The 18,672-nt window shown below is 53.7% G+C and carries 11 protein-coding genes and 2 pseudogenes; 3 read left to right on the forward strand and 10 right to left on the reverse strand.

Going from position 1 to position 18,672, the window contains the following annotated elements; translation table 11 throughout:
- The first annotated feature begins 221 nt into the window (after positions 1-221).
- Positions 222-1,784: an FGGY-family carbohydrate kinase gene (locus LHF31_RS00365; RefSeq protein WP_298008040.1), complete on the forward strand. Its 1,563-nt coding sequence runs from the start codon at positions 222-224 to the stop codon at positions 1,782-1,784.
- Here the strand turns inward: LHF31_RS00365 and LHF31_RS00370 are convergent.
- Both LHF31_RS00370 and LHF31_RS00375 read right to left on the reverse strand, forming a co-directional pair.
- A complete protein-coding gene (locus LHF31_RS00370) occupies positions 1,781-2,470 on the reverse strand; it encodes a response regulator (RefSeq protein ID WP_298008038.1) in 690 nt (229 codons plus the stop codon). The two genes, LHF31_RS00365 and LHF31_RS00370, sit on opposite strands and share 4 nt — an antisense overlap.
- Complete coding sequence (locus LHF31_RS00375) at positions 2,467-5,028, reverse strand: sensor histidine kinase KdpD (protein ID WP_298008037.1); 2,562 nt, start codon at positions 5,026-5,028, stop codon at positions 2,467-2,469. Before LHF31_RS00375 ends, LHF31_RS00370 begins: the two co-directional genes overlap by 4 nt.
- Before the next feature lie 89 nt (positions 5,029-5,117).
- Between LHF31_RS00375 and LHF31_RS00380 the strand changes: the two genes are divergently transcribed.
- A complete protein-coding gene (locus LHF31_RS00380) occupies positions 5,118-6,563 on the forward strand; it encodes an MATE family efflux transporter (RefSeq protein ID WP_298008035.1) in 1,446 nt (481 codons plus the stop codon).
- Here the strand turns inward: LHF31_RS00380 and LHF31_RS00385 are convergent.
- The 6 genes and pseudogenes from LHF31_RS00385 to LHF31_RS00405 form a co-directional block, all read right to left on the reverse strand.
- A complete protein-coding gene (locus tag LHF31_RS00385; protein ID WP_303773110.1) occupies positions 6,547-8,406 on the reverse strand; it encodes a hypothetical protein in 1,860 nt (619 codons plus the stop codon). The two genes, LHF31_RS00380 and LHF31_RS00385, sit on opposite strands and share 17 nt — an antisense overlap.
- 9 nt (positions 8,407-8,415) lie before the next feature.
- Complete coding sequence (locus LHF31_RS00390) at positions 8,416-9,138, reverse strand: hypothetical protein (protein WP_298008031.1); 723 nt, start codon at positions 9,136-9,138, stop codon at positions 8,416-8,418.
- Complete coding sequence (locus LHF31_RS00395) at positions 9,135-11,354, reverse strand: cache domain-containing protein (RefSeq protein ID WP_303773112.1); 2,220 nt, start codon at positions 11,352-11,354, stop codon at positions 9,135-9,137. The genes LHF31_RS00390 and LHF31_RS00395 overlap by 4 nt, the downstream gene beginning before the upstream one ends.
- A 119-nt stretch (positions 11,355-11,473) precedes the next feature.
- A pseudogene (locus LHF31_RS14590) lies at positions 11,474-12,418 on the reverse strand (sigma-70 family RNA polymerase sigma factor); the annotation flags it as partial.
- Positions 12,419-12,745: 327 nt separating this feature from the next.
- Positions 12,746-13,105: pseudogene (locus LHF31_RS14595) on the reverse strand (sigma-70 factor domain-containing protein); the annotation flags it as partial.
- Between the two features lie 37 nt (positions 13,106-13,142).
- Complete coding sequence (locus LHF31_RS00405) at positions 13,143-13,868, reverse strand: tetratricopeptide repeat protein (RefSeq protein WP_298005549.1); 726 nt, start codon at positions 13,866-13,868, stop codon at positions 13,143-13,145.
- 20 nt (positions 13,869-13,888) lie between these two features.
- Between LHF31_RS00405 and LHF31_RS00410 the strand changes: the two genes are divergently transcribed.
- Complete coding sequence (locus LHF31_RS00410) at positions 13,889-15,115, forward strand: O-antigen ligase (RefSeq protein WP_298005557.1); 1,227 nt, start codon at positions 13,889-13,891, stop codon at positions 15,113-15,115.
- A 5-nt stretch (positions 15,116-15,120) separates the two neighbouring features.
- Here LHF31_RS00410 and LHF31_RS00415 read toward each other — a convergent pair whose 3' ends face one another.
- Positions 15,121-15,660, reverse strand: coding sequence for an HD-GYP domain-containing protein (locus tag LHF31_RS00415; RefSeq protein WP_303773117.1), 540 nt, complete (start codon positions 15,658-15,660; stop codon positions 15,121-15,123).
- A complete protein-coding gene (locus LHF31_RS00420) occupies positions 15,569-18,535 on the reverse strand; it encodes a PAS domain S-box protein (protein ID WP_303773119.1) in 2,967 nt (988 codons plus the stop codon). The genes LHF31_RS00415 and LHF31_RS00420 overlap by 92 nt, the downstream gene beginning before the upstream one ends.
- Positions 18,536-18,672 lie beyond the last annotated feature (137 nt).

An 18,672-nucleotide genomic window follows, 5' to 3' on the forward strand; every position in this document is an offset into this window, starting at 1 on the left:
TTAAAAAAAATGTGAGGATGAAGTTTCCCAACCAGGCATACCCCATGGACAGGAAACAAAAGAAACTCACAGTCAATATTATACTTTAGCCATTCATCTAAGATGAACCGATATTTCCTCATAAAAGAATCCCGATTCCAGGATAAATTTTTACCTTTTATCTTCTGTTCGTGAATCCGCTCCTGTGTTATATTTTTGACACATCCCAACAGGAGAAGGCCATGCCCGGAGAACACATCCTTGCCATTGATCATGGAACGCAAAGCGTTCGCGCGCTGGTATTTGATTTACGCGGCAACCTGCTGGCAAAGTCGCGCGTATTGATTGAAGACTACGACACCCCCAACCCCGGATGGGCGGAGAAAGACCCGCAAGACTTCTGGAACGCCGTTTGTCAGGCATGTCAGGCACTCTGGAAAATGCCTGGTGTGTCGCGCGATTCCATTGCTGGCGTGGCTCTAACAACCCAGCGTTCCACCGTCATCAACGTCGATCGCCAGGGAAATCCCCTGCGTCCGGCAATTATCTGGCTGGATCAACGCCGTACCTCGGGGCTGGAGCCGGTGCGCGGATTTTGGGGAGCCGCCTTTGCCCTGACAGGTATGACCGAAACGGTGGCGTACCTGCAATCCGAAGCCGAAGCCAACTGGATTCGCACACATCAGCCAGAAATCTGGCGTCAAACCTACAAATACCTGTTCCTTTCCGGTTATCTTACCTTCCTGCTGACCGGGAATTTTGTAGATTCGGTAGGATGTCAGGTGGGTTACGTCCCTTTCGACTACCGTCGTTTGAACTGGGCGCACCCTTCCGACTGGAAATGGCAAGCCGTTCCCATGGATCCAGCCATCCTGCCAGACCTTGTCCCCCCCACAGGGGTCCTGGGAGAAATCACCCGAAGCGCGTCCGAAGCAACCGGCATTCCTGCGGGATTACCCCTCATTGCTGCCGCGGCAGATAAAGCCTGCGAAGTAATCGGAGCGGGCTGTGTGGACCCCCACATTGCGTGCCTGAGTTATGGAACAACCGCTACGATTAACACCACTCACCGCCGATACATCGAAATTATCCCTCTCATTCCACCCTATCCTGCGGCGGTACCGGGAGCCTACAGTCTTGAATTGCAAATTTACCGCGGGTACTGGATGGTGTCGTGGTTCAAACGAGAATTTGCCCAAAATGAACAGCGCCTTGCTGAAGAGCGCGGCATTGAAGTGGAAGCCCTGTTCGATAATCTGGTCAATTCCGTACCGCCGGGCTCTCTGGGCTTGATGCTTCAACCCTTCTGGTCTCCAGGGTTGAAAGTCCCGGGACCGGAAGCCAAAGGCGCCATCATCGGGTTTGGTGATATTCACACCCGCGCACACCTGTACCGATCCATCCTGGAAGGCGTGGCTTATGCCCTGCGAGAAGGTGCGGAACGCACCTCACGGCGAAGCGGAGTACCCATCACCGAAATCCGTGTGGCAGGGGGTGGCAGTCAAAGTAACGCCGCCATGCAACTCACCGCCGATATTTTTGGACTTCCCGCCACCCGTCCCCATGTTTATGAAGCCTCGGGGCTGGGCGCCGCCATGGATGCCGCAGTAGGGTTGAAACTCCACGGGGATTTTGAAACGGCAGTGCGCGAAATGAGCCATCCGGGTGTGTTGTTTGAGCCTAATCCAGTACATCACCGGGTGTATGATGAACTCTATCAGCGGGTTTACCGGAAGATGTACGAACGCCTTAAGCCGTTGTATGAGGAAATCCGGGAAATCACCGGATATCCTCCGCGCGTTTAATCCTCTCTCAAACGGTATCCAACCCCCGGCTCGGTGAGGATGTAACGGGGTTGATCGGGGTTGGGCTCGATCTTTCGCCGCAGGTTGCTGATATTGACTCGCAACAGATGGGATTCATTTTCATACGCAGGACCCCATACCTGCCGGAGCAACTGGCTGTGCGTCAAGACCCTGCCGGCGTGTTGAACCAGCACTTTGATTAAGTCGTACTCGGTGGGCGTTAACGCCACCCGATTCCCCTGCACGAACACCTCACGCTTTCCTAAATCCACCCGTAAATCTTCCACTTCAAATACCGTATCCTGTTGACCGGGGGTGTGATGTCGGATTGCTACACGAATACGAGCAAGCAATTCTTTGATTCCAAAGGGCTTGGTTAAGTAATCATCGGCGCCTGCATCCAGCGCTACCACTTTGTCATCTTCGCGGTCACGGACAGATAGAATGAGAATCGGAACATTGCTCCACTCACGAATGCGGCGCACCACTTCCACCCCATCCATATCGGGCAGTCCCAGGTCGAGGACCAGAATATCGGGATGATCCGTCATGGTTGCCTGAAGGGCTTCGTTTCCGTTTGCGGCCTCCAGCACTTCGTATCCCAGCGCGGTAAGAGAAGTGCGTAAATAACGGCGGATCGCCTTTTCATCATCTACCACCAGAACACGCAAACCCGTGTCGCTCATTTTGATTCTCCCAACTTTGTAAGGGGTATCGTGAAGGTAAAAATGGCTCCACCCTCCGGGCGATTTTCTGCCCAGATGCGCCCGCCATGGATTTCCACAATGCCTTTGCAAATAGACAAACCCAGCCCGGTTCCTGAAACGCCATCGGGACGCTGAACACGGTAAAACTTCCCAAAGATCCGCTCCAGATCTTCCGGGGGAATTCCTTCTCCGCGGTCAGCAACGGATATCTGTAAGGCTTCATTTACAACCTCGGCTGAGACGGTTATTTCCGAACCGGGCGGAGAATACTTGACGGCATTATCGAGCAGGCGCTCCAGCACCTGTTCGATGAGAACAAAATCCATCTCCACCTCCGGAAGATTGGGGGCAATGCGCGTGAGCACTTTCCTGTCCTGTAATCGGCGCTGAAACTGGGTCAACGCAGTACCAATCAAATCCTGCACATCACAGGGTCTGCGCCGGATACGTAAAGCACCTGCCTCGATGCGGGTCATATCAAGCAAATTGCCAACCAGACGATTCAAACGCTCGGCTTCTTCGCTGGCATTTTCCAGCAGGTCCAGACGAGTCTCGCGATCCATTTCCAAACCGTTCGCCTCGGCTTCCAAAAGGCTGGAGAGCGAGCCTTCCACTGCAGAAAGCGGCGTGCGTAAATCATGAGAGATGGAATTCAATAAAGCAGTCTGGAGTTTTTCAGTCATCTGCAGAACAGCCGCCTGCTGGGCTTGCTGATTCAGACGCACCCGCTCAATTGCCAGCGATGCCAGCCCTGCCACCCCGTCGAGTATTTCACGCTGTTCGGGGAGAAGTGAATAACTGCTCTCTTCCGGTAAAACCACCAGTACACCGATCGGCAATTCATGCGCCATAAGGGGAAGAAATCGCATGGCGGAATCCGCAAAGGTATTGGTTGCCAGTCCTGCAGGGGCACGATGCTCTACCACCCAGCGAGCAATTTGCCAGTCCCGCTCGCTCAACAAGGCAGATCCTTCCACCCGCGCCAGTTTCAACTGCCCCTCTTCCAGGAGCAGAATCATCACCGTTCCACCCATCATCCCGGAGACATGCCGGACAATGCTGTTCATCACGGCTTGTAAATCCAACGCCCCTGCAAGTTCACGGCTCAGCGCATTCAACACAGCAGACTGCACCTGACGCCAGCGCATAGCGCGGGTCTGGCGGCGTACCGCTCTTGCCAGCGAAGCCGTTACCAGTCCCGCCGTTCCCCACCCCAGGAACGTGATCAGGAGGGGAAGATCCGAGCCGTTCAATGCCATTGAGTCGCCATTAAAGAGCCACGCAAAAGCCAGCGTACTTACCCCCGCCGCCAGCAAACCGGCGCTCCGTCCCAGCCAGAATGCCAGGGCAATGACCAGAAGCAGGTACATACCCTCCATACCAATGGCACCGGGTTGCTGACGCAGTCCCAGACCCAGCGCTGTCACCAGCAATACCGCCATGAAAACCACCGCACCATTGCGAAGGTACGCCCACCAGCGCGGCAGAGTTCCCCTGCGGGGGAGGGTCTGGCGTGGTGTATCTACCAGAATGACATCAACTTGAAGATTGGAGCGCAAAAATCTTTCTACGGGAGAAACTCCCAGGCGCATTCGCCACAGGGGATTGCGAGGTTTTCCCAACACCAATCGCGTTACCCCCTGCTGACGGCAAAAGGCTTCAATTCCTTCTGCAATGGACTCTGCAGGCATCATGAGGGTACTGGCGCCATTTTCCTCTGCAAGGCGCATGGCTTTCAACAGACTTGCCCGTTCCTCAGCACGTTCCCCTGCGGCGGTGGGCGTTTCGACATACAGAACAAACCACTCCGCATTTAAGGCGTCTGCCAGCATACGTCCTTCGCGCACCAACCGCTCGGCTTCGGGACGGTTGGAAATACACACACAGATGCGCTCTGCACTTAACGGAGATTTTACGCCCCCCAGTAACGCCCGCGCCTGATCTTCCATCCGCATGGCAGCCCGGCGCATGGTTAACTGGCGCAAAGCCAGCAGGTTGCTTTTATGGCGCAAGGTATCTGCCAGCGTAGCAGGGGTATGGGAATGAAGACGCTCCAGCAATTCCTCGGGCGGTAAATCCACAACTTCCAGTTCATCCGCACGATCCAGCAAACGATCGGGAACCGTCTGTTCGATGCGCTGCCCTGTGATCTCCTCAACGGTATCCTTGAGGCTCTCCACATGCAAAATATTGAGGGTGGTGTACACCGAAATACCCGCCTGGAGCAGTTCTTCCACATCCTGCCAGCGAACCTGATGACGGCTTCCCTCAGGGTTGATTCCCTCCAGTTCATCCATCAACACCAGTTGAGGTCGGCGGCGCAGGATTTCATCCAAATTCAGACCGTCAGGAGAAGGCGGCAATGCTTCCAACCTCTCCAGCAACTGTCTTGCCTCACTCCCATCGGGCAGGTTCACCCATGCCGCCAGCACATCAACCCCCCGGGCTTTCTGCTGGAGGGCATCGGAGAGCATGGCAGTAGTTTTGCCTGCTCCATCTGCGTAACTCAAGAAAATTTTGAGCCTGCCGTGGGTCATGGATTCAAACCTGTTGAATTATACCCACCAAATGCAGAGAAAAATGTGGTTTAATCCATGAAAACGTTTACTTTTTTGAGGAGTTTTCGATGAAGTCTGCATTACAGCCCGCTCTCCAGCGCTGGTTTCCTTTTCTCCAGGATAAAGCCTACCTGGAAGCGCTTCAGTCCATTGCTATCCCCATCATCCTGCAACAAGCCATTTCCTCTGTTCTGAACGCCGTGGATGTGCTTATGCTCGGACAACTGGGGGAAGTTTCCGTTGCTGCGGTCGGACTTGCCAACCAGTTGGGCTTTCTGATGATGTTCGTATTGTTCGGCACAACCAGCGGCGCGGCGGCTTTCATCTCCCAGTACTGGGGGAAACGGGACATTCCCAGCATCCGCCGGGTATTCGGAATCGGGCTGAGCATCTGTCTTCTGGCAAGCCTAACTTTCCTGCTGTTCGTCCAGATCTCCCCAGCCACCGCCCTGCACATTTACACCAGTGACTCGCAGGTCATTGACACAGGCATTCCTTACCTTCGGTTGATCAGTCTGACCTACCCGCTGATTGCCGTTTCGTTTTGTTATGGCATGGTGCACCGCAGTACAGGATGGGTACGTCTGCCCACCACTACGGGTATTATCGCCATTTTGATAAAATCGGGGCTCTCATTCGTGCTGATATTCGGACTGCTGGGTTTTCCCCGTTTGGGCGTTCTGGGAGCCGCCATCGCCACCCTGATTGCGCGAGGTTTGGAAACACTGATCCTGATTCTCTTCACCTACTGGAAACGCCTGCCAGCCGCTGCTTCTCTCAAGGAGATGTACGATTTTAACTTCTCTTACTTAAAAGCCGTTCTGGCGGTGGCTTTCCCGGTCATCCTGAACGAAAGTTTGTGGGCTCTGGGCATCAGTACCTACAACGCTATCTACGCACGTATTGGCACACAGTCCATTGCTGCGTATAACATCGCCTCCACCATTGAAGGCATGGCGTTTGTCCTGTTCATAGGAGTTACTGACGCTACCGCGATTATGATTGGCAATCGGCTGGGCGCCGGGGAACGCGAGACGGCATTCCGTTATGCTGGCTGGTCTTTACGGTTGAATCTCATCGGCGGATTTCTGGTCGGCGGGCTGATTATCCTTGCCTCGTTCTTTATACCCGCCCTGTACAACATCTCCCCCGAGGCAAAACTCTACGCCCGCAACCTTCTGTTGATTATGGGTGCATGCGTGTGGATTCGTACATCCAATATGGTACTGGTGGTGGGAATTTTACGAAGCGGTGGAGATACACGGGTTGGCGCTCTGCTGGATGTAGGCACGCTCTGGGTCATTGGCGTGCCCTCGGCATTGCTGGCAGCGTTTGTGTTCAAGATGGAAATCTACTGGGTTTATCTGCTGGTAATGAGCGAGGAACTGGTCAAACTTTTCATCGGCTACTGGCGCTACCGCTCCAGACGCTGGATGCATGACCTGACCATCATTCAAAAAGAACCACGCCCTCCCCTCATCCCCGCCGAGGAAATCCTTAACGAAGCGGAATGATCTCGTACAGGTACACCCCTTCCTGTTGATAGATGACCTTGAGACGCGGGCAATCTTTGAGATCCTGCGGCTGAAGACTGCCAACTCCTTCACGAAGATACACATGCGTCAATCCGGCTTCCCGTACCAGATCCCAGAATGGCGGGGAACAGCCTTTGAGGGTTTCGGCAGTTTTTGCCCAGCGGTTAAACCGTTCCTGCGTGACTGGATCCGTCCATACATAGGGGACGGGCGGAACAAGGCTGAAACGCCCGGTAAAGGGCAACAACCAGTACCCACCATCCACCCCACGGTAAATATTCCATGACCACAACGCCGCATTGATGTAAAAACGAGCCTGTGGTGGGGTATTCTTTTCTACCCATTCCAAGGCTTTTCGATCCGCAGAGGTGACAAACACCGTACCCTGATTCAAGATGGAGCGGGTCTCCCGAATGCCCCACAGGAAGAAGAGGATCATCACCAGCGCCCACAGGATGGGCTGGATCCATGGCACAGTCTTCCGACCCCATGCCTGGATGGCATCTGAAAGCAAAGCCCCCAGTAAAAGTACCGCAGGGAAAAACACCTGAATCAAATATAAATCGCCGCGAAAAGGACCAAAACGAGGAGCGATGGGCAAACCAAGAAAAAACACCAGGAATCCCCACAGCGCAAACCTTCTCAACAGGGGGTGGCGCAGAGCCAGCAAACCGGCAAATCCCGCCATGCCCATCACCCAGAGATTGTACTGGGGACCGAGATACTGCCAGACATACTTCCAGTCCTGCTGGTTCCATGTGAACGCTGGTGCAGAAATCTGAACATGATTCAGATTGAAAAGAAACGCTGGAATTAGGTAAGGGAAAGCCCCAACACCACCCAAAATGATCCAGCCCAGCCAGGTCCACCGGGAAAGGTCGGTTTGAGAAGGCTGAAGCGCCCCGGTTTCCACCGACTGACGGATCGGCTTTCCCAGAACATCCCCCAGGAAAAGCACCAGCACCCATAAGCCGAAGACCCACAGCGACAAATAATGGGTCAGTGCCAGCCCGGAAACCAGCAAAGCGGCTTTCCAACCGTTGAAACGAGATGGGAAACGCCGGTAGTCCAGCACAGCAGACATTGCCAGCGCCTGCACCAGCAAGCCCATCAGCAAGGTGGTACGCCCCCAGGTCAGGTAATAAGCCGGCATCTGGGTGACAAATCCGCACAGCAAAGCCGCCATACCCGCTGCCAGAGGCGGGATTCTCAAAGCACGCCCCAGGCGATAGATTGCCAGCGCCAGCAAAGCACTGATAACCTGCCCCAATACCAGAACAGCATCGGCAGGGTGCATTCCGGTAATCCAGGCAAACAAAGCCGTAATTAAATGAAAGGGAAAGTAATAATGAAATGGCGCATCCAGATAGGGCGATAATGTTCGCGGCACTCCACCCTGTTCCAGAATCATTCGCACAAAGAAAGTATGATGAACCGAATCGACCCAGGCAGGAAGAACGAGCGGTTTTGCCTGTTCCAGACGGAAAATCAACAATCCCGTAAAGAAAGCCAGACCTGCCAGCACTTTCACGCCATCTTGCCAGAAAACACGCCAGGAAAAAGCCTTCTCTCTCAGCAGTAATGCCACAATCCAGAAGACCAGCGCCAGCGCATACCCGATCAGCGCTCCCCAGGCGCCGGGGAAAAGATTCAGTGACCAGAGCACCATGGCAATCAGAGCGGTCAGGGCAATGCTCAGTCCCACTGCATCCATCATCCGGCAGACCGGATCGGTGTCTTCTGATGGTTGCCATGCCAGAAACGCCGCTCCGGGGAGCAGGAGAATCATCCCACCTGCAAGGATTTCCATCCAGGGTATCATGGTACGTCATTATGGGTATGGAGTGGGTGGCGAAGGTTCAATCGGCGGTTGATATGGGGTTGGCGTAGGAGGCAGAGGTGTGGGTGTCGGGGAAGGATTGGTCGGCACACGGGTGGAGGTAGGCGGCAGCGAGGTTGGGGTTGGAGGAAGAGGAGTTGCCGTAGGTATTCCAACTGTAGAAGTAAAGACAGGCGTGCGGGTCGGAGAACTCACCGGCAAGGTAGAGACAAGGGTGCGGGTCGGGGTATAACTCACAGCCAGCGTAGCCGTCGGAGAAAAAGCCAGCGTGAGGGTAGGCGTCACCAATGCGGTTGGGCTTAAGTCCAGAGAAAACTGCGTGGGTGTAAGAGAAACCAGCAAGGTAGGGGTTACATTTTGTGAGAAAAAGGCTGTCGGGGTAATCGTCGGTACAGGGGTTTGCAGGAAAATACTCAACGTGGGCAACATATTCCCGCCCACAGGCTCACCCAGACGTTCGCGATCCCGAATGGCTTCTTCAACAACTCCCATTTGCAAAGCGCGGAAAGAATAAGCCCGTAAATCAGCGCTGTAGTCGGCACGCAAACCCGAATGCAGGGCAGCAGGGAGAAACGCCGAGGCTTGTACCCACTCAGAAGAAAAGACAAACAGCCCCAGTACGAGCACTCCTGCAAAGAGAATCAGCAGGAATAACAGAATCCAGAGAAGCCACTGACGGCGAGGCTGTTGCTGGGAAGGTGCCAGCGCAGTCATAGCATCGCCTCCCATTTTCCACCCTCTCTGGCTGGGAGCAGGTGATAGACAGTGAGTTTCTCACTCTTTCCACGCACACTCTGCTCGCCCATGGAACGCAGGTGGAATTTCTCGCGGTGCTCCGCCAGAGCCAGGTAAGTGGCTTCGCTGATCAGCACTGCAGAGCCATCAAACAGTTCCCGCGTGAGGGCTTCAATACGTTGGGCAGTGTTCACCGTGTCCCCAATCACCGTGTAATGCAGACGGTCAGAGGTACCCAAACCTCCTGCCATAACCACGCCCGTATGGACACCAATGCCTGTGATCAACTGCGGCTCGCCGCGGGCGCGCCTTTGCAGATTAAATTGCTCGATGGCTTCCAGCATTTCCACTGCCGCCTGACAGGCAGAGAGCGCAGACTGCTTGGGACTGACCAGACGCGGCAAAATGCCAAAGAATGCCAGCACAGCGTCACCATCGAACTTATTGACCACTCCACCATAAGCGGTAATTACAGGCACGATATGCTCAAAATATTCGTTCAACCACTGGAACACCGTGGCAGGATCAACTTTCTCCGACAGCGAGGTAAAACCGCGAATATCGGTCATGAGAATGGTCGCAACCGCCTCCTGCCCTTCCAGACGAAGGTTTCCAGAGGTGAAAGTCTGACGCAACTGTTCGCGCACTTCAGGGCTGACCGTACGTCCCAACAAATCGCGGTAAATTGAGCCTTCCTGCAGTCCTGCCACCATCGTGTTGAACGCCTGAGCCAGCACGGCTAACTCATCGTTCCCCGCGGCATCCACTTTGACTTCCAGATTGCCCTTTGCCACCTCTGCCGAGGCATCCAGCAGGCGGACAATTGGACGGGTGAACAGGTTTGCCAGGAATAAACCGACGAGGATGACCAGAAGGATGCCCGCCAGAACCAGAGAGAAAATCTGCACCTGAGTGGCCTGGCTGGTGCGGATAAGGAAGGCTTTTGCCAGGGAAATTCCCAGAACACCAAGGTCAGAACCGCCACGCACTTCCCAGGGACCCAACACTTCAGTGTAATCCAGCGAAGAAAGGGTGAGATCGCGGGTTAAACTACCCTGTTCCTGCAGACTCAGAATCTGCTGAACCAGTTCTCCCGAAATGGGAGACGACATCCCCGCCGAGAAAAGGGAAGATGCCAGCACCTCCCCATTCAGATCATAAAACGTTGCCGCGCTGAGAGTATCCGCAGACATTTCACGCGACAATGTGGTCAGCGTTTTTCCAACAAGCACCACGCCAACCTGAACGCCCTCCGCATTAAAAACCGGACCGCTGACGTAAAAGGTTTTCCCGAGGGGACCTTCCCCCACGCCGGCAAATTTATCGCCCAGTTCGTCTGTTTCACCGCGCAGGGTGCGCTGAACAAAGTTCCAGGAGGCGTAAACTGCGCTCCCTCTGGTCGATTCATAACTGGCGCCCATGCTTCCGGGAGTCACCATCAGAGTAAGGATGCTTTCGCCGGACAGGTTAAGCAGCGTAATTTCTTCTTCTCTGGCATTCACCGTCACAGGCAATACCAGCAATCGCAATGCCTCAGCATCTCCCTGCTGCAGTGCCGCCGCCACCCCCTCCGTGTTGGCAACCTGACGAAGCGTCCCCAACAGACGATCTTCTTCCTGAACAAACCAGTCCTGGGCTTGCTTCCCTGTGGCATAGAGTTGATTGAGGAAACGGGACTGGTTCGACTCCATGAGGATACGGCTGACGATATACGCGCTTGCCAGCGCAAAGAGCAAAGCCAGCACCAGATACGGGAAAATGATCTTCACCCGCACGGGGACGCGCACCTGAAGCGTGCGCGGAGGAGCAGGAGGTTGCTCAGGGCGTGGTTGCGTCTGTTCGTAAACCCGCTTCAGCGCCTCTTCAATCCACCGCTGAGAAAATGGCTGCCGCAGGAAAACCTGTACCCCTTGCTCGCGGGCTTTTAACTCCCGCTGCAGATCGGGGTACTTGTTGGTCATGATGATCTTGACCTGAGGGTGAAACTGGCGCAAATTCCGCAGAAAAACCCACCACTCATTGCTGGGAAAATGCAGGTCAAAGAAAATCAAATGGGGTTTAACCTGTTGAATCAGCGCCTGGGCTTGCCCCAAATCCCATGCCTGCCAGACTTCATCGCCGCGTTGTTTGAGATAACGCGCTAAAGGCTGTGCAGGGCGCATATCGGATTGGATCAACAAGACACGATTCGCCATAGTCCGCCCTAATTATACTGAGACAAACTATTCTCTAACCTTATAAATTCCTTTCAATTAGGGATGCCAGAAATGTGCCACCCTGAAAAAGGCTGTGCAAGTGCACAGCCCTGAATGATCTAGAGGTACTCCCGAAGATGGCGACTGCGGGTTGGGTGACGCAATTTTCGCAAGGCTTTGGCTTCAATCTGGCGAATGCGCTCACGGGTAACGTTAAAGTATCGGCTGACTTCTTCAAGCGTATGATCTTTGCCATCAATGAGCCCAAAGCGCAATTCCAGAACCTGTCGCTCCCGCTCCGAAAGGATACTCAGAGCGTTCTGCACCTGCTCACGGAGCATCTCCCGAGCGGCAGCGTCCATTGGCTCCAGGGCTTCATCGTCTTCAATGAAATCCCCCAGTTGACTGCTATCCTCATCTCCTACAGGACGTTCCAGGGAGACCGGCTCTTCAGCGGACTGCAATACCCGCTGAACTTTGCTGGTAGCAAAATTCCACCGGCGCATTAATTCGGGATCAATGGGTTTGCCTTCGGCACGGGCTTTGCGGATGGCTTGCGCATCTTCATCAGAGAGAAAACCCGCTTCCAGTGCCAGTTCTTCGGCAGTGGGTTCGCGTCCCAACTGTTGAATCAGCGAGCGTTGAACCCGCAACAGACGGGTGATGGATTCAAACAGGTGCACAGGGATCCGAATGGTGCGGGCTTGCTCGGCAATGTAGCGGCTGATCGACTGGCGAATCCACCATGTGGCATACGTGGAGAACTTGTATCCCCGGGTAGGGTCAAACTTGTTCACCGCACGCAAAAGTCCCAGATTGCCTTCCTGAATTAAATCCAGGAAGGATACCCCCCGCCCCAGATAACGCTTGGCAATGCTCACCACCAGACGCAGATTTGCCCGAATAAGGGTCTGGTTGGCTTCTTCGGCTCGCCGCCGCACGCCTTCAATTTCCTCCGCAAGCACCTCTTCGGAAGGCATATGTTCGGTGAAAAATTCCAACCGCGGTAATTCACGAACTTCCCGAAGATAAGTCATCAGCGGCTGTGCCAGTTGCGGAGGCAAGACATACAGGTTGATGAAAACACTGAAGGCATGTCGCACCAGCCCTTCCCAGAGAGGATCTTTTCCCCATAAGCCATTATCGAGATACGTGCGCAGATAACTGGGTTCACTGGCTTGCCAGTGAGAACGCAGCAATTGGGCTTCCGCCAGAATCAGGCTCAAATCGGGTAATTCTCCTTGCTGGAGGGTGTGGGCATCTTCTTCCAGACGTCCCCATTCGGTCAATAATTCCTTTGCAATCACCTGATAGAGGGACGCATAATAACCCGAGCCATCTTTGGGAGCAATGTGCTTTTCCAGCGCTTCGATATGCCGCAGGGCTTCAATGCGCGCCGCCAGTCGGAACTCACTATCGGCATCCAGTAAATTAATTTGCCCGATTTCCTTCAGGTAAAGCCGAACGGGATCCTCAGAGAACTCCAGCGTTGTCAGCGACTCGTCCAGTAAATCCGCAGGTTCCTCGAGGGCTATTTCCTGCCAGTCTTCCACCAGAGGCTCAACCTCACTGTCCTCCATGAGATCTTTTCCAAGCAAGACCTCTTCTTCCGGTTCCTCGGATAGAGGAAGCACCGCTTCCAGTTCATTTTCATTGGACTCTTCAGGCAGGGGCACCTTCGGGGGTTTGGAAGAGGGACGTTTGACTTTAGAAGAATGCTTGGCACCAGATTTTTGCTCAGACATACGCATAAATATACCACAATTGTCTAAAAAGAGAATTTGAAGGTTAATCCTGTCCCGGAGCGGAGATTCTTTGTTGCAGGTCTTGAGCACGCTTCAGGGCACTGGAAAAACGGCTCTGGTTATACCAGAAAATGGCTTCTTCCAGATGCCCTTGCTGCTCTAAAATCCCGCCGGCGCGCCAGCATCCATTTGAGCCAGGGTCACCATGCACACAGCATTCCTGAAACGCCGTAAGCGCTCTGTCCAAATCGCCCTGATTCTGGCGCTGTGCCCCCAGGCGGCACCATGCCAGTCCATTTTTGGGATCCACACGGGTGACGATTTCGTACAACTCAGTCGCCTGAACCCGATCAAAGCGCTCTTTGACCTCTGCCAGCCACATTAAAGCACTCGGGTTTCGCGGGTACAGCCGGACAACTTCTTCTGCGAGAGACACATCATAGGGCGCCAGTCCTCGCAAAACTTCCAGATATCCCGGCTGACAGCGAATGGCGCGTAGAAGCACCTCATGGCTGAGAAGCGCCCCCTGAGATGACACTGTGGACACTGCCGAAAGCCATAACAGGCGGCAATCCTGAGAGGATGAATCTGCCCACTGGACGGAAAAATGCTTCAACGCTTGGGGATCCTTCTGGACAAGTGTGTGAAGGACTTCCATCCCTGCCCGATTTACCCGCACGGCTTGAGGTAACACCCCACTGATCATCAAAGCCAGAAACAAAAAGAAGAGGAACGTTCCAATGGGGTTTCGTTGAACCCATTTGAGCAATTGGTTTATACTAAATTTTGATGCGCGTCTGGTCTTCTCTTCGTTCAGCATTGCTCTTTCTGGAACTTCCCTTCTTGATGGCATGCGCCGGGTTGGGATTGTTCAACCGATCTGCGCTCATCCTCTCCGTGATTTTTATTCCGATTTTCTGGTTATTGCATGAGCGCGAAGACCGCAAAACCCCTCTGGATGCGCCTGTCTTGATTATTTTACTCACCTTTGCCATTTCGTACTGGGTCAGTCCGCTTCAGGATTGGACAGCCGAACAAATTGCCCGCGCCCTCAGCGGAATTGGGGTTTGCTATGCCCTCGCCCATCAGAAGAAATCATTTGATGGACGGCTTATCCTGTATGGTATGGCGGTTCTCAGTGTCATCCTGGCAGGCGCAGGTTTGCTCACCATTCAATGGGTACCCAACAAAATCCCCATGCTCAATCCCATGGAATGGGTGGGCAATCTCCCCCGCCTGGACGAAGTGGTACACCCCAACGTGTTTGCAGGCAACCTGGCATTGCTTCTGCCAGTCTCGGGAGCCCTTTTCCTGTGGGGCAAAGGATGGCTTCATGTGATACGCGCCCCACTTGCTCTGCTGACTGGAGGTCTGGTGCTTTTCGTGCTGATTCTCACCCTTTCACGAGGGGCGCTGCTGGCGGCAATATCCAGCCTGTTGTTGCTTTTGATCTTGCGCTGGAAATTCCCCGCATTCATCGTTCTGGTTTTGCTGGGGCTGATTCTCTGGCAGGCCTTCCCTGCCATAGAGACCTTTATCAAACCCATTTACTGGTTCAGTTCTGCAGAAGCGTCACTCAATCTCCGCCAGTCTCTGTGGCAACGCGGGCTCTGGCTGGTAGAAATGTTTCCACTGAGCGGGATTGGCATGGGAACCTATGGGCTGGCGGTAAACCACCTTTTTCCCATGCCTTCCCCACTGATACCCACATCTCATGCACACAACCTCTTTATCCAGATCGCCCTGGATACCGGTATTCCCGGACTGCTGGCATGGCTGGCATGCCTCTGGCAATGCATCCAATGCGCGTGGCGTGCCTGGCGCGCACCCTCCACAGTCCCATGGTGGATCCCGGCTTCAGGTGCGGCGGGGCTTGCCGCATTCTGGGTATTACTGTTTCACGGCGCAACCGATGCAGTCACATGGGGCACACGCCCGGCCCTGCTGCTGTGGGTGATCTGGGGATGGATGCTACTGCTGAAGAAAAAGATTGCGGAGCCGTCTCCGTCCGCATAAAGGGGTCAGATCATTTTCAGAAAAATTTCTACGATATGTGGATCGAACTGCTTCCCACTGAGCGAGCGAATGTATTCGATGACTTCTGCGCGGCTCCAGGCTTTACGATAGGGTCTGTCAGAACGCAAAGCATCCCATACATCTACAATGGCAAATAAACGAGCCGCCAGAGGAATCTTTTCCCCCTTCAATCCAAAGGGATACCCGCTCCCGTCCCAGTGTTCGTGATGATAGTAAGGTATTTCCATCGCCTTGCGCAGAAAACTGATATCCGACAACATGCGGTACGCCAGCACCGGGTGCATGCGCATGATTTCGCGCTCTTCTTCGGTCAATTCGCCGGATTTTAAGAGGATGGAATCGGGAATCCCCATCTTGCCAATGTCATGGAGCAACGCCCCACGGCGAATGTGGGCAATCTCTTCTTCAGGAACGCCATAAGCCCGCGCCAGTTCAATGGTCATCTCGGTGACCCGCTGGGTATGACCCTCGGTTTCCTGATCGCGCAATTCCAGCGCGCGACCAGCCTTCGATGGTTTCATCATAGGCTTTGATTAAATCACGGTTGCTTTGTTCCAGTTCATGAAACAATCGAGCATTATCAATCGCAATTGCCGCCTGATGTCCAAAACCTGCCGCCAGCGCCAGATGCTCCTGATTGTAAAATCCCACCTGATGATGATCCAGATTGAGGATACCAATCGGGCGCCCTTCCACCACCAGAGGAATACCCATCCAGCAGGCAACATATTCCGTACCCTTGAGCACCTGCCAGCGGTCAGATTTGCTGGTATCGGGAATAATCATCGGACCTTTTTTTGCCTGTTCGATGGAAGACGTACTCAACTGGTTTAAGTACTTGGGCAATTCCTGTACCAGAGAGGCTGGTAAACCTCTCTGCGCCGCCAGGACAACGTTTTGATTCACAAACAGGAAAATCGAAGCGCTGGTATATTCCACCACCTCGCGGAGATTATCCAGAATGCGTTCCAGTACGGTATTTAAGTCTCGCGTTGCGGTAAGGGCAGCCCCCACCTCGCGCAGTTTTTCCGACTCCAGCCGGCGGCGGCGCTCAGCGGCAACGTAGCGCAAACGGTCAAATGCCAAACTCAAAACGCCCACCAGCGCAGTCATTAAATGCTCATCGGTTTCGGAAAAGGCATTCACCTGATAACTTTCAGCGTTCACCACCCCGATAACTCTTCCCCCCAGTTTAATCGGCACACATAATTCCGAACGCACCTGCGGACGTACTGCTAAATAGTCCGGGTCAAGGCGCACATCGGAAAGGCGGTAAGGGATACCTGTGCGGGCAACCTTTCCTGAAATTCCCTGATCGATGCGGATGGTTTCATAGCGGATATTCTCGTCGCCAGAATACGAAGCAGGATGAACCATAATGGCATCCCCAGCCTCGTTGAGCAATCCCACACCCAGATGATCCAGATGGAAAGCCGTGCGGACAATCTGCACAAAGCGGGTGATGAGTTCATCTTCGTTCTCGCTTTCCACTCCTGCCACAGCCACTGCATACAGGGTTTGCAGTTCAACCAGATTGCGTTGAAGCACCCGCTCTGCCGTCTTGCGGTCGGTGACATCATACACCACCACCAGCACCGCTTCGCGCTGTTCGAATGGCAGAGAGTGAGCATGTTCTTCTACCGAAAGGATGCGACCGTTTTTCAGAACATGACGGCTTTCGCCAGAATGCAACTGTCCAGGAATGCGCTGATTCAGCAAATCTCTTAATGATTTTGCCTCATCTGAATGGTACAAATCCGGCAGGCGCATACTCAGAAACTCATCCCGGGTGTATCCATACAATTTCAATGCAGCAAGGTTGACATCCACAAACTGAAGAGATTGCTGATCATATACATACATGGGCAGAGGATTGTTGAAAAACATTAAGCGAAAACTTTGTTCGCTCTGCCGTAAGGTCTCCTCAGCCAGTTTTCGCGAAGTGATATCAAAGGCAGTGCCCAGACCGGCGGGCTGTCCCTGATATTGAATGAGTGTAGAAGTAAAGTCCAGCCAGCGGGTCTGCCCGCTTTTGGTGAGAATACGAAACTCGTAATGATTGGGCACCTGCTCCCCACGCTGACGCGCCAGGCCGCGTTCTCGCACAACGGCTCGATCATCAGGATGCACGATCTGCCAGAAAGGAATCTGACGCAGTTCCTCCAGCGGGTATTCGGTCAACACTTCACAGGCCGGGTTGAGATAAACAAACCGTTCCCCCCGGTACACGAAAATGGCTGAAGAGGTGCTGAGCGCAAGCGACCGGAAAAGGGATTCGCTTTCTTCGAGAGCACTGAGCGCTTGCTGAATTTTGCGTTCACGATCCATAAGCGCCTGCGCCATGTCGTCAATTGCGCTTCCAAGCCCTCCCAATTCTCCCCATTGATTTGCCATTCCTGTGCGGCTGGTGAAATTTCCAGCCGCAATCTGCTGAGTGGTGCGCACCATCTGACGAAGGCTTCTTAACAAAACCACATCGGAACCAAACCAGGCAAGCAGTGCACTGATCAAAACCACCAGACCCATCAGGAAAGCATCCCGCTCCAGTGTCCGGCTGGCTTCCTGATAAAGGCTGGTTTCCGGAATTCCAAGCAAAAAATAGCCGATCAGTTCACCTGTGGTGTTATAAAAACGCTCCACCCCAAACACTCTCGTTACCTGGTCCAGCGACTGCCCCCGGATCGTGACTTTCGTTGGGTCTTCCTGAAGAGGCGTGAAAATCTGTTCGGGAATGGGACGTCCAACAAAACCGACGGGATCCGGCAGGCGCAGGAGAACAATTGACGAATCATCTGTCAGGGTCATCACGGATTGCGCAGGAAGAGAAGAACGCCGAAACACCTCTCTCATCCAGTCCATGTTCAGGGCGGCAATCATCACCCGGAGAGAACCATCCGAAGTTTTAAAAGGATATGCCACCAGCAATTCTGCCAGTCCGGTAAAAGGGCTGATTCGATACTCGCCCACGGTAAATTGTTTACTGCTCAGCGCATACTGAAACCACTGGCGGTTATGCAGGTCCTCAAATTTCACCTGCATGATATTGCACGTGACCTGACTGTTTTCATCTACCACAAGGAAGAAGTTGTACTGACGGAAGCGCGCCAGTTGATTGGCTAAGACTTGCCGACAAAATTCCGGATCGCCATTCCCCTCCCGTGCCAGGTCGGAGATCACCGCCAGCACCTGACGGGAAGCCTCAACCTGTCGCTCCTGGGCAAGGCTGAGCATTCTAACCATGGACATCATCTCGACAATGGCATTTTCTTCTGCTTTGTGCCGGTTTTCCATTGCACTGAGCAAATTTAACCCAAAGGCGGGCAAGGTCAACACCAGAGCAAACAGAAGGAATGCCAGCCGCAAACGGGAAATGCGAAAAAAACGCTTAAAAATAGACATTAACCCGAATTCAATGTATGGGAAGGTGATTCCATTTTATACTATTTTGACGGTATTCTAAGACTTAAAATCGTAACGAATCACGGAATAATGTTTCTCAGGAAATCCCATCCTGAGAATGGACTCAACCTTTCGTT

The organism is Anaerolinea thermophila, from assembly GCF_020723905.1.
GTDB classification, from domain to species: domain Bacteria; phylum Chloroflexota; class Anaerolineae; order Anaerolineales; family Anaerolineaceae; genus Anaerolinea; species Anaerolinea thermophila_A.